Source organism: Ignatzschineria sp. PL_is040, from assembly GCF_055813795.1.
This window is the reverse complement of sequence record NZ_JBVPGU010000016.1, coordinates 1-12,985: the sequence shown is the minus strand read 5'-3', so window position 1 is coordinate 12,985 and position 12,985 is coordinate 1. Positions and strand designations below refer to the sequence as shown.

Below are 12,985 nucleotides of genomic sequence, written 5' to 3'. Positions count from 1 at the left end.
GACATGATTTGTGTGTCTGTGAATTTTGATTTTTTCATCGCTATTTTCTCCTGAGTAAATGATACGAGAAAATTCTACTTATGATCGGTATTATTTTTAGGGAAGATTACACTTTATTTTTAATGTACTGTACTGTATTTTGTACGATACACAATACAACACAATACAACACAGTACATGGAGATAGTTTATATGCCGTCTAATATTAATGAATCACCTAGTGCCCACTGTTTTGACATAGGGAACAATGGGCACTCTGGGCACAATGGGCATCGGCCCCTTTTTTATTAGTAGTTAATTGCGGTTAATCATAGGATAAGAATTCTATTGAGTTGACGATGTATTACTCAAATGCCCACTGTTTTGATATAGGGAACAATGGGCACTCTGGGCACAATGGGCATCAGCCTCTTTTTTATTAGTAGTTAATAGCAGTTAATCTATCAATGACTTGTTTGTTATCTTCAATAGATTGGCACTGATCTAATGTAGAGTTCCACCAATCTAGAAGTTCTTTGCGCTCTTTAAGATACTGAGCCTTGTTATAGGTGGCTCTGATGCTATTTTTATCTTGATGCGCTAGAGAAGCTTCAATGATATGGATATCAAATAATCCACTCTCGTTAAGTAGGGTAGAGGCAAGATGTCGAAAGCCATGAATCGTACTATCAATCCCAAAGCGTTGTATTGCCATTCTAGGTGTTTCTAAACAGATATGGCTTGTGAGGCAAAGGCTTGGAAATACATAGCGAGATTTTGGGTTAAGTCTTTTCATTTGATCAAGGATAGCGAGATGATGAGTCGTTAATGGAATGATATGTTCACGTTTCATTTTCATTCTTTCTGCTGGAATGATCCATAGGTTGTTTTTGAAATCGAACTCTTTCCATGTTGCTTTACAACTTTCTTGAGCTCTCGTCATGGTTCTTAATATGAACTCAGTACATAGCCGTGTTACTAAACTATAACCATCACTTTCTAAGAAGTCGAAGACCTGGTAGATCTCATTGGGGTCTAGAGATTTATGATTCTTAGGGATATGTGTCTTAAATGAGTTTTTACCAATCATCATGACAGGATTGAATTTACATAAGCCTCTGGATATAGCGAAGGAGAATAACTGATTTAAGCCGGAGCGAGTTCTGTGAAGGTACTCAGTAGCCCCTCGTTTTTCAAAAGGACGTAATGCTTCTATGATGTGAGGGACTTCTATCTTGTCGATATTCAGATGACCTAATGCTTTCATACAGTTGTTATTGATAGCGTTGTAGAGCTGCTTAGCATACTTATCTGATTTTGTTTGGCTCCAAATCTTCCACCAGGATTCAAAGATAAGCGGAAAGGCTAAAGAGTCGTTATTTCTTTTAGGATTAATACCCTTTAAAACTTCTAAACGATACTTTTGGTGGATACTTCTTGCTTCAGATAGAGATATGGTAGGGAAGTCACCTAATACAAGCGTATCCTCCTTTTTTGTTTCTGGGTTTTTAAAACGGTATTCCCATATCTTCTTTCCTGAAGTCAGGATCTTTAAACATAATCCATTTCCGTCAAATAAACGATAGAGTTTACTTTTTGGCTTTGCCTCTTTTACTTCGATATGTGTAAGAGATGTATGTTTTCTACTAGTCATAAGTTTCCTTCCGTACCCTCACCCGTACCCTGTGATGGTTAACGCTGTCTACATATTGTTAAAGATTAGAACATACAAGAACCCAGTGTTTATCGCAATACTCAGCCATTCAGCATACAAACATAGGTTGTTAAATATAAACTTTTTACGGACTCCTTTTCCGCCATTTTAGTACCGTAAAGTATTGAATAATAAAGGCTTTATTTAAGTGTAGGGCTTTGAGTATACCATCGGGTATACCATCAGGTACTTTATAGGGTGGATAGTGAGAGCTAACAGAAAGTAATAAATCTGTAATGCTCTTTTCTGTCGTCTATTGGATTGTGTTAAATCGTCAGCAAGGCTTTAAATCTTCCATTTTATGCGCGTTTGATGTGTTGCGCGTGTGATTATATATCCCATGTCCCAATCGTTTAAATTTGGGCTGTTTTTGGAGCTGTTTTTAAAAGTCCTTTTTTATGGACTGCATAAACTCCCTAACGTGTCTGAAAACTCAAGGTGTAAAAAGCCACCTTGATGTTCCTAACGTGTACACAAATCCAACTGTAAGCATGGAGAGTAAGCCTGTGGCATGGCTCAATCCTGCGTTGCTCCACACGGTGTGGTTGAACAATTCAATTGTGGCATGGTCTAGCGGGTAAAACTTTTCACCGCTTGCTCTTGCGCGTCTCCTGCTACTTACAAAAATTCTGTAAGCTTCTAGGTCTTGTTATGCTTTCTCCTGCGCTAATCTGCGCTGGGGTAATCGGCTCAATTATTAGCTGATCGACTCGGCTGAATTATTAGCTGAGTGCCTGATGAATAACCGCTAATGCCGGGAATCTCCGCAACTCTGCACTGATTGCCTTGATGTACAACTCCCTCAAATTGAGGAGGTTCTAGCCTTTGCTGTGTTCTAACAGGTATATTCTGTCCAGTTAGTAAGCCATTGATTATTATCAATTATCCCCATTGGGGTTTTTGGATTAGCTGGGTGATTTCCCTTTTATACGCTCCGCAAATCTAGCCCCCTAACGTGTCCGAAAACCTTATTTTTTCCCTATTTGTTTTTATGCCCTCGCGCGTCCGTACTACATGGTCTACATTTTCTATTTTCTTCCTTATTTCTTTCTACACTCTCGCGCGTCCGTACTACATGGTCTACATTTTTTTATTTCTGCTATGTTTTTCTATATGCCCTCGCGCGTCCGTACTACATGGTCTACATTTGATAGGTGTGGTGTTTGGTTGATTAGCCTTTGCTCTCCCTCTCTCATATCCTTTCAATAATGCCGTCTATTGATTAATTCATCTTTTTATTAGGGGTTATAGCTCCTAGTGTGTAATCTTTCGTTGTGCGTCAATTTTGAGGATTTTAAGCAATAAAAAAAGCGCCGTATTATTAGCGCTCTTTGTTTATGTTTATATTGTGCGTCTACTTTTCTTATTTGTAGACTATGTAGTACGTGCGCGCGTAACCTAGTTAGAGAATGCTCTTAATTCTGCCATTGCTTCGGCTATTTCTGCGCGTCTGGCTTGCTCTCTTTGCTTCTGCTCGTTATATAGTGCGTGTACTCTCTCATTCACAATGTAAGCGGTTGCTGTGCCGTTGATGTTTAAGGTTCTATTGTCTGGCGTTATCCAATTGAATCCTTCTAGCCTGTCTAGGATTGCCTGAATCTCCCATTGCTTCATGCTTCGGCTTGCTTTCCAATATTGATTGAAGTCTCTTTTTACTGTAAAGCGCTTCCACTCTCTAGCAAGGATAAGATTGGCTAATTCTGTCGCTTTGTCTTCTAGTGGGTCTATATCGCCGTAGAATTTCAGGGTATGCGGTAGGATGTTCTCCCATAGGAATCGAGCTACTTTCTTAGCCGTTTCTGGTGATACTTGCTCGGCTGTTGGGTATGCCTTGCCTTTCATCTCTACACAATGCCATATCAATAATAAGCGAACATATAGCCCACTCCATTTCCCTAGCGCTGCCTTGATGTGCTGGCTCTGGTGGTTTTGTGCTATGCGGTCTATTTTGCGCTCAAATTCCTCTCTGATGTTTCTAGCCTCATCTGATAGGGTAACGGGGGTTTCTGAGCCTTTGAGTCCTGCTAAATGCTCTACTAAGCTATGGTAAGCCTCTTTGGCTTCTTTGTTTGGTATCCTGTCCACTCCTTGTCTAGCTGGCTTGGCGTAAAATAGGATAAAACGCTGTAGCAGTCCATCATGCTCCGTTGCCTTTGCGTATGAGTGAATAACACTAGGCTGTATGCCTCCTATTATTGAGGCGCTCCAATTCTCCACAAATGTCTCCCCTCTGCTTATGCGGTCAAATATCTTAACTCCTCCGTTATAGGCTTCTAGCCAAGCTGGTTTATCTTTTGAGCCTCCTTTGTACGCGTCCATCCCTCCAAGCCATCCGCTTAATTCATCCCTTACCACTAGGATTCCTCGTGGCTCTGCGTTGCTTAGGATGTCGCCCATCTTTTCAATGGTTGCGTCTTCAAGGATTAGGCGTTGTTCTAGCGGTCTTGGTGGAATTGCAGTCTCTTCTTTTTTAGCCTTTTCTTCTAGCTGTTTCCACTCTTTTAGCCTTGCTTTGTTGGCTTCTCTCCATTGTTTTTCTATCTTCCATAGTGGTGCTGTTGCTTTTTTTAGTAAGGGGCTTTTCTTGATTGATGGGTCGCCTATCACTGCTCCCCATATACGCGCGCTTTCTCTCCATCCATAGTCGTATTTTTTCGGCTGTATCTTCAATCCATCAGTGATACAGGATGCTATAGCGCCTAAGCTAAATATAACTAGCGTTGCTGGGTCTGCGCCTATCAGTTCCCCTTGATCTATAGCGTGATTGGCTATTGCTTCAGGTATTAGCTCCATATTCATCTCTGGCAATTTAAAGCCTCCAAAGAGGTTATAAGGGTCGCTATCGTGAAAGATGGGGGCTATCTCTTTGTCATTACTAGCCTGTGCTTCTGCGTAGGCTTGTTGGCGCTTCTTTTGTCCTTCTGGGTCTAGCCGTTCTGCCTGCTCCTGTATCATTGCTTTAAAGTCGCCGTTATAGTCAAGGATAGCTAAGGCGTCCGCTATATCTAAAGAGTAACCATCGTTGTGTATTGCGCCTAATGGGTCGCTTGTATGGTGAGAATAGACTCTATCCCCTAAGATGTGAACGCCCGCAATGCCACTGGTGCTATTAGGTGCTAGCCATTCTCTTCCTTGCTGTCGGTATCCTTTTGCCTGTAGTAAATCCTCAAGGCTGTAGGCGTCTTTTATGAGTTCTATGATGCTGTTGCTATATGCTTCTAGCTTTCTTGGCTTTAAAGGCTTTAATTCTGCGCTCTGGCGTTGTTTCTTCTTCTCGGTAGTGTAACGCTCTATCGCTTGCTTAAATAGCGCTGTGTTGGCGTTTAATTGGCTTCCATCGCCTTGAATCTCTGCCCCTTGATATAGTTCGCGGTTTTGGGTGTTTGGTGCGTAGAATCCTTGAGTTATTCTAGCCTGTGCTAGGTCTGCTCCAAAGAGTAGGCTAATCCCTGTTGATAGTTTGCTGTAATCTTCACTATTGAGGGCTGTTTCAAGTGGAATCACTACTTTAAAGCGGTTTCCTTTTCCCTCTTGTTTGTGGCTTGCTGTCGTGAAGTATAAGAAAGTGCCACTATATAGCTCCTTAACCTTTTCTAGCCCTTGCTGGACTGAATAGTCTACGTCATCAAAGTCTATCACTACTGCGCTATAGCTTGCTTCTTTAGCCTGTTCTTTGGTTCTAGCCTGTGCTGTGTGTGGAGTGATTAGTGGTGCTTGATTTTTTTCTAGGTTTAATGGATTAGCCACTAGCTCGGCTAATTCTTTAAATGATAGATACTTACTAGGCTGAGTACTTCTATTTGTAGGGTAATACCCGAAAATAGGTAAGGCTTCGCCCTGCCATATCGGTAGGATATAGCAATCTTTTTCATTATGAGTTATCATATTTTTAAATCCTTTTTAGTTTTAAGTCAAGGATTGAGAAAGAGGATTGAACCTCTCTCTCTTTTTTGTACTTGTAATTTATGAGGGATTGTTTTCGAGATTAGCGCTATTGCTTTGGAGGTTAGTAGCGCTTTTCTTTTGCCTGTATTCTGGGTCATTGCTAGCTTCTTCTAGCCAGTATCTGGAATAATGGTCTCCATCTCTATCTTTCTCTATTTGAGATTTGAAGCTATATCCCTTCTTTCTCTGTTCGTGAACAAATGCGGATAATCGATAGTAGCCTGCATACTTCACGGAATCATAACAGGTCAATCCTGCCTTTCCTCTCTTTCTAAACAACTCCCATAGTTTGGCTGTTTTAATACCTTTCTTCATTATGCGGTCTCCTTGTTTCCTAACCAGTCCATAATCTTTTTAATGTCGTATAGGATTACGCGCCCTCTCTCTAGTGGTTGCGGGAATCCCTCCTGCTGTCGCCATCTCCATAGCGTCATTACGTGAATTTTGAAAAAGTCCGCTGTCTCCTGCGGTCTTGTTAGTATTGGTCTTTCCATAATCTATTGACTCCTTTCTTTAGTTAATAATCGCTAACCATTAATTCCGTATAAAATGGCTAACACTCGGTAGCTACTATACTATCAATTATACCGCTCTTATCACTTAATCATAAGCTGAAGACTTGCCCGTTTTCTCTTATATTGCCCACTGCAAGGGCTGAAAGATAGCGTCCATAGCGCTCTTTTCGAGGCTCTCATCACTCGCAAAATTAATTTAAATTTATCCCTTGACTAATCTGTTTTCGAAAGAGCCAATCATCTAGGGATTATCCATACAAGGGAATGATTTTCGCTTGTTCTTTCCCTGTTACATATCGCGCCCATTGCTCCATTATTGGCTTTCTACGCTCTAATAAATCGCTTCTTTGGTAGGCTTCTGCTGTGTTGCTGTCCTCTAGCTTATGGGCTAATGCTCTTTTGGTTATGATGTCCTCAACTCCCAATATTTCGGTAGTGTAGTCTTTAAAGGCGCTTCGGAATCCGTGAGGCGTTGCTGTTTCTCCTGTCTTTGCGTCTTTCCAGCCATTGCCTCCTGCTTCAAGGTTTGCCTTGTCCATGCGTCTAATCTTCATAGCCATAGCCATGTTGGATAGGGGCTTTCCTGCTGTTTTCCCCTCAAATAGATAAGGGCTATCTGTTCGCGGTATCTGCTCTAATAGCGCCATTGCTTCAGTGCTTAATGGAATCCTATGCTCAATGCCTTTCTTCATCTTATCGGCGGGAATTGTCCATATACGCGCCTCAAGGTCTATCTCTCTCCATTCTGCCTGTAGCACTGTGGACGTCCTCGCTAGTGTAAGGATTTTAAACTGTAATGCCTGGGAGCTTGCGCTGTTGTCTTTAATCAGTTCCTGCCAAAATGCTGGTAATAAGGGGTAGGGTAATGCTGGGTAGTGCTTTCTTCTCTTGCTTCTCTTTGATAGGTTAAATTCAAGGTTACCGCTCCATGTTGCTGGGTTCTCTCCCTCCCTCAATCCTCTAGCCTTTGCTAGGTTCAATACCTTCTCAATGCGTCCTCTTAGTCGGCTTGCTGTCTCTTGCTTTGTCGTCCATATCGGTTGCAGTATCTGCAATAAATGAGCAGTAGTAATCTCTTTTGGTAGTAGCTTACCAATGATAGGGCTTGCGTAGGTTCTGATTGTGTTAGTCCATTGCTGTGCGTGCTTTTCGTTCTTCCAGCTCTTGCTTTGCTCTTTGATGTATTCATCGGCTAATAGGTCGAACGTGTAGGCGCTCTCTGCTTTTTCTTGTTCTTCTAATCGTTGCTTGTTGTTTAGAGGGTCTATACCTTGCTCCAGTAGCAATCTCGCTTCTAGTGCCAGCTTTCGGGCTTCTGCTAGTGTGATTATTTCTGCACTCCCAAGCCCCATTAAAACTCTCTTACCGTTCTTTTGGTATCTAAATACCCATGAACCTCTGCCCACTCCGCTAACCTTCAGTAGTAGCCTGTCGCCTGCTGAGTACATTCCAGCCTTTCCTTGCTTAAGGAGCGCCATAACTCCTTTGGCTGTATCTGCTTTGATTTTCTTCTTCACTTTATAACCTCCTTGAGTATACCGCTGGGTATACCATCGAGTATACCATTAGAGCGCGATAATAGGGCTAATTTAAGGTTATATAAAGTTATTGAATGTTATCTAATTATCTGTAAAGCCTTGATGTTAATGTTTTATTAGATTGTATAAAAGCTTATAACGATATTACAGTTCTAAGGACTCCTTTTCCGCCATACGATACGTTAAAAGCCCCTATTTTAGGGGCTTTTGCTTATCTGGAGATTGTAGGTACTCATTAGTGTACTCATTAAAACCCTCCCATCCATCTCATTTTCATCTTATTCTCTATTTAGTTTTTGACATCCGGTTATTTTAGCTTTTGAGGTTTTGTTTGCATTTTTTCTTTTAGTCATTTTTGTTTTTGACGAAATATTTGATACTTCCAAATACTAACTACTTATCTAACAGTTTCTACTATATTTTTCATATTATTAAAAAGTATTAAATGCAGTTTGTTAGGGAAGCTACTAAACTAATAGATCAAGTTTATTGGTGTGATGATATTTCTTTGAAAGGCATAAAAAGGTAATAATGGTACAGCCAGAAAAGATTTCAGAAGTTTTAGGTAAAGAGTTAATTAGAAGACTCGAAAATGAGGAATATATTCGAGAGGATGAAGAGCTTTTATATTTTCGTGAAATGCAGAAAATTGGAAAGAAAGATTCCATGGATATTCAGGCCTGGGCTTTCTATTATGCATTAATGAAAAATGAAACAAATGCTTTGAAATATTTTAGACGATCTCTTTATCTCGGTTCTGAGGCTTTTATAGAGAATTTTTTAGCTTATTTATTGAGAGCAAGTAGAATTCAAGAGTTTATGAGAGTAACGCCAAGGCTTAGATTAAAATATCGTGGAGATAAAAGTATTATGGAATCTATCTGTTTTACTTCTCTTCTCAAAGGTGACATTGAGGCATCTAGGAGAGATCTTGAAGCTCTTATAGCGCTAAAGAGCGATGAGATGGGAAAATATCAAGAATATTTAACAGGCTTTAATGCTTTTATAGAGAACAGTTGTTTTACTGAGGATGATTTAAAGTCTTTGATGGATACCTATATTTCTATTGCAGAAGAACATCAATTGGCCGTTGGAAAAGTAGTATTTGATTCATCTCCTCAGTTCAAAATAAATGATGTGGAGATGATGGTTTATTTGCCAGAAGCAGAAATTAATAAAATTGTTGATCTAGATATTGAATTAGCTTTTAAGTTAGCTGATATTCCTAAATTAAATGGCAAGGTTTTCTCAGCTTCATTTAATTTCTATGAGAGGTAATATTTTATGTCTGTGTCTAGTGCAGATTTTCTTGATTTAGCGAGGCGAAATCTAATTTCTTCTCCAAGAGAGATAGAGTGCAGAAATACAATATCATTAGCATATTATGCATCATATCATGCGATTAAACCTCATCTCAGTAAAAATGCCCCTAACACTCATTCTGCATTGATAGATTATCTTTGTGATGAAAATATACATCAAGATGAGAAGATGAAATCTTCCGATTTAAGAGCACTAGGTTTACTTTTAGGGCATGTCCTCAATTCATTCTTAAGCAAATAACTGTACAAGCAAGGCATAACATTGATTTAAAGTTTCTTGCAAGCTTCTCAAAACGAGTGGCTATGCTACGAAAATGCTTTAAACGTGCGAAAATATTTTCAACCAAATGTCGGATTTGATAGAGATAAGCATCAAATTCGGCATTCTCTTTTGTGCTATTTGAACGCCTTGGAATAATGGGGATCATCCCATAAGCTCGAGCTTTTTCTCTAATTGATTCAGAATCATATCCTTTATCAGCCATTAGATAATCAGCTGTTTGAACAAGGTCTATTAATTGATTTGCAACTTGACTGTCGTGAACTTCACCCCCAGTGATTTCAAAATTGATCGGGCGTCCATGCGAATCAACGGCCATGTGTATCTTCGTTGTTGCTCCGCCTCTACCTCGTCCAATTGCTCGATTTTCACCATGCCGAGCTCCAGCTGCATGCTGATGAGCGCTGACGTAGCTTCCGTCGATGGATACCCATTCTTGATCAGTTTCGCCTCGTAACTTAAAAAAAATTATCCCATAATCCCTTTGCCGACCAGCGATTAAAGCGATTATAAGCTGTTTTCCAGGGACAAAGACTTTCAGGAATATCTCGCCATGGTGCTCCTGTACGAAGCTTCCATAGAATAGCTTCCATGACATTACGATTGTTATCCGTTGAATAACATCCTTTTTCTTTCATAATGGAGTGTAGTTGAAGCCAAGTATCGTCGTTTAATATTATTCTAGCCATATCGATGTAATTGTTAATAAATCAAAGACTATAAATAACATTTCTTAGAAAAAATTCAAATGAGGACACGCCCTAGAGACGATGAAGAAAAATAGAGTATATGCCGATTATTTTTTAAAGAAAAATATTAAAGAGCGAGATGCTCGTAAAAGCATCATCTCTGCTGAAGCCTTTAAGGCAGTGCTAGAAGAGCTAGTTGAAGGACGCGATGATAGGTCAGTGGATGATCAGTAAAACGATATGCAGATCTATATGAAAGATAAAGCTATTTTAAGATTTGTTTATAAGCGATATAAGCGAGTAATGGTATTGCGAGTAAAACTCAAAACTTAACATCTAATCCATCCCCTCTAAAAACTGATTAAAAGAGGTTAGGGCGCAACGCAATATCCAGTAGGTGAGCTGTTCTTCTTGTGGTGCTTTCTCTTCTAACTCATTAACGATAAGTAGCGCTTCATCAATTCTCTCTTCTTTGATTGCGGTAATTAGATTATCAGGAATTATCCACTCTATGCCGGCATTTTGTAGTTTTAGTTGCTCCTTGAGAATGACAACAGTTAAAAAGTAGTGTGCTAAAAATCGACTCTTCTCCTGTATATCGGGAATCACTTTTGCTTGTTGAACTGCGCTTGTTAAAAGTGCTTCATAGTTTTTGACCGCTTGAAGTGAGACGTGATTTGCCAACTGAGAAAATTGTTGCATTATATCTTGTTGGAACCGTATCATTTTGCGCTCATTAGAGGTCGGACGAATAATATTGAATATTAATAATATAATGCCGAGCGCAACTAAGAGTGCAAAAGTTTGATTGAGAAAAGCATTGATATCGAAACTCATCGGGTTAGAGAATCCGACTAGAAAGCTAGAGGCTAATAGAAAGCCATAGCCGACTAAAAATCCTAACATGGAGCTTGCCCGGATGAGAAATGCGATAAAGTAGAGGGGGAGAATAATCATCATCGCCGGGACAATACTTGTGGCCTGAATCAGAAGCCCAAACTTCAACATAAAAGAGATCGGAATGGTCAATAGCAGAGTTAGAACAAATGTGATTGTTAATAATTTCGTGATCATAGGGTAAGTCGCCCCTAAGGTGCAGATAATCCCAATCAATATTAAGAGGATATATCCCATATCCCATTGGGTTTCCATCCAGAAAAACATTCCAAAAAGAATACTGATAAATGTTCTCCCACTATTGATGAGCGCCTCTTTTCGATCGCTGTAGTGGATATTTCGATCCGGCATATAGAGACTGTCATCGATCTCTTGATCTAAGCGAGTCTGATAGAACTCAGTAAATTTCTCATCGAGCTTTGTGACAAATTCAGCGCCTTTTGCTGTTTTTAATAGTGCATTAGGTGCTTTCGGTTTACGCTTTAGTTTCTCTTCGGTAATGCCGGCGGTAGCAAACCATTGGTTGAGCTTATTTAGGTATTCTGTTACTGCTAATTGATCTGATTTTAAAAGATCTTGCTTAATGGATTGAAGGACTAAAACGCCGGACATCGCTCGCATCAAACGGTAGGTGTAGTGATAGATCATCTGATTATCTTCTCGTTCTGTCGATACTGATAAAAACTCTTGATAGATCAGATCTCGAAAATCCATCAATCCTAATAAAGTTTTCTCATATACCTTATTAAATTTTAAAGGATCAAAATCAGCGGTTAATAGGGATTGATAGAGCCGTTTAACATTAGAGCGTTGTAGGCGAAGCTTCTGCTTGACGATGATTCGTTCTAAATGAGAAGGCCATAACATCGAGACAAAAAAGGCGGTCACTAGACCAATTAAGATCTCTAAAATACGTGCTTGAGTGATCTGAAAGACCATATATGAAGAGGGGGATATCGAGAGTGCAAAGCCTCAGATGGCGGAGGTATAGCCACAGAGCGCAAAGCAGTAGGTTACCATTGAGCTCTTGATGCTAGCTAAATAGGCACAGATTGAGAGCCAAAATGCCATGTAGATGGTAAATAGCCATTGATCATCAAGCGCGACAGTCGCAAGGAGTGTAACGACAAATGCACCGACAAGCGTTCCGATCAAGCGTGCTAAAAATTTTTCAACTAACATACTCTGCATCGGTAGAGAGACGATGATCACCGTCATTATTGACCAATAGGGCTTATCGGTCTGCAACCTAAATGCGATAAACCAGGCGATTCCAACGCCAACGGCAACACGTAATCCGTAAGAGTAATTGAGGCCGGCAAAGTAGTGACCTAATTGATTAAGGAGTGCTTTGAGTTTAGATTTTTGAAGGTTTGTCTGGCTCATGGCTATTTTGTAGACTCATGCTATTTCATCTAAATAGCGTTTTAAAACATTCTTCATAATCAACCTTGTAGGAACAGAAAGATTAAATGGCTCAGATAAAGCGAGACAAAATAGAGACTAATATCGACGAGATTAGGGTGCCAAATACCAATTCTGTCATCGTCTCTCCCAATATAGATATGATTTGTTCAGTGGCTACTTTTAGCTCAATAAACTGATGTCGCATTATGTCATTACTGGTGCTTTTGTAAGAAGGGAAGTGCCTTATTTTTGTATTTAACAGATGCAAAAGAAGAAAAGGGAAGAGTGTGTTTTAAGGTTCATCATGGTCACATCTATAAATATAAAAGGTAATCGAATAGCCATTATCTCATTGTTATATTAGGTTTCTTTAAAAAAGCTCACTTTAATATTTAAGGTATAAGCGAGTGACGTTGTTAGAAAGATGGTGAAGTGATTGGTAAGGGCGAAGTCGATGAAGAGGGTAACTTTGAAGTTGAGCTGGAGAAGCCTACCGACGGTAATGATATAACCGTGGGTCTAGAGGATGGTGCCGGCAATAAATCGCCAGAAGTCACGATTCCAACACCAGATAAGCAAGCCCCTGATGCACCGACAGCTGAGATCGATGAAGAGGGTCTTGTTGTTAAAGGTAACGCAGAGCCAGGTTCAACGGTTGAGGTTAAAGATCAAGAGGGCAATAGCTTAGGTTCTGTAGTA

8 protein-coding genes and 1 pseudogene are annotated in these 12,985 nt (G+C 40.0%); 3 read left to right on the top strand and 6 right to left on the bottom strand.

Annotated elements, in window-relative coordinates; all coding sequences use genetic code 11:
* Positions 1-418: 418 nt before the first annotated feature.
* The 4 genes from AC0SAP_RS10120 to AC0SAP_RS10105 form a co-directional block, all read right to left on the bottom strand.
* Entirely contained in the window at positions 419-1,633 is a 1,215-nt protein-coding gene (locus AC0SAP_RS10120; RefSeq protein ID WP_473384073.1) for a tyrosine-type recombinase/integrase, read from the bottom strand.
* A gap of 1,458 nt (positions 1,634-3,091) precedes the next feature.
* Entirely contained in the window at positions 3,092-5,578 is a 2,487-nt protein-coding gene (locus AC0SAP_RS10115; RefSeq protein ID WP_473384072.1) for a DUF3987 domain-containing protein, read from the bottom strand.
* 78 nt (positions 5,579-5,656) lie between these two features.
* Complete coding sequence (locus AC0SAP_RS10110) at positions 5,657-5,953, bottom strand: hypothetical protein (RefSeq protein ID WP_473384071.1); 297 nt, start codon at positions 5,951-5,953, stop codon at positions 5,657-5,659.
* A 448-nt stretch (positions 5,954-6,401) separates the two neighbouring features.
* Positions 6,402-7,670: a tyrosine-type recombinase/integrase gene (locus AC0SAP_RS10105; RefSeq protein ID WP_473384070.1), complete on the bottom strand. Its 1,269-nt coding sequence runs from the start codon at positions 7,668-7,670 to the stop codon at positions 6,402-6,404.
* Positions 7,671-8,222: 552 nt separating this feature from the next.
* On the opposite strand from AC0SAP_RS10105, the gene AC0SAP_RS10100 reads away from it, so the two are divergent.
* On the top strand, positions 8,223-8,969 hold the full coding sequence (locus AC0SAP_RS10100; RefSeq protein WP_473384069.1) for a hypothetical protein: 747 nt from the start codon (positions 8,223-8,225) through the stop codon (positions 8,967-8,969).
* A gap of 262 nt (positions 8,970-9,231) precedes the next feature.
* Here AC0SAP_RS10100 and AC0SAP_RS10095 read toward each other — a convergent pair.
* A protein-coding gene (locus AC0SAP_RS10095) for an IS5 family transposase (RefSeq protein ID WP_473384068.1) occupies positions 9,232-9,982 on the bottom strand; the annotation gives its coding sequence in 2 pieces (ribosomal slippage) (positions 9,232-9,760 and positions 9,759-9,982; 753 coding nt in all).
* 81 nt (positions 9,983-10,063) lie between these two features.
* On the opposite strand from AC0SAP_RS10095, the gene AC0SAP_RS10090 reads away from it, so the two are divergent.
* Entirely contained in the window at positions 10,064-10,216 is a 153-nt protein-coding gene (locus AC0SAP_RS10090) for a hypothetical protein (RefSeq protein WP_473384067.1), read from the top strand.
* Between the two features lie 102 nt (positions 10,217-10,318).
* Here AC0SAP_RS10090 and AC0SAP_RS10085 read toward each other — a convergent pair.
* A pseudogene (locus AC0SAP_RS10085) lies at positions 10,319-12,265 on the bottom strand (FUSC family protein).
* A 453-nt stretch (positions 12,266-12,718) separates the two neighbouring features.
* Between AC0SAP_RS10085 and AC0SAP_RS10080 the strand changes: the two are divergent.
* A partial coding sequence (locus AC0SAP_RS10080) for an Ig-like domain-containing protein (protein ID WP_473384066.1) occupies positions 12,719-12,985 on the top strand: 267 nt, incomplete at its 3' end.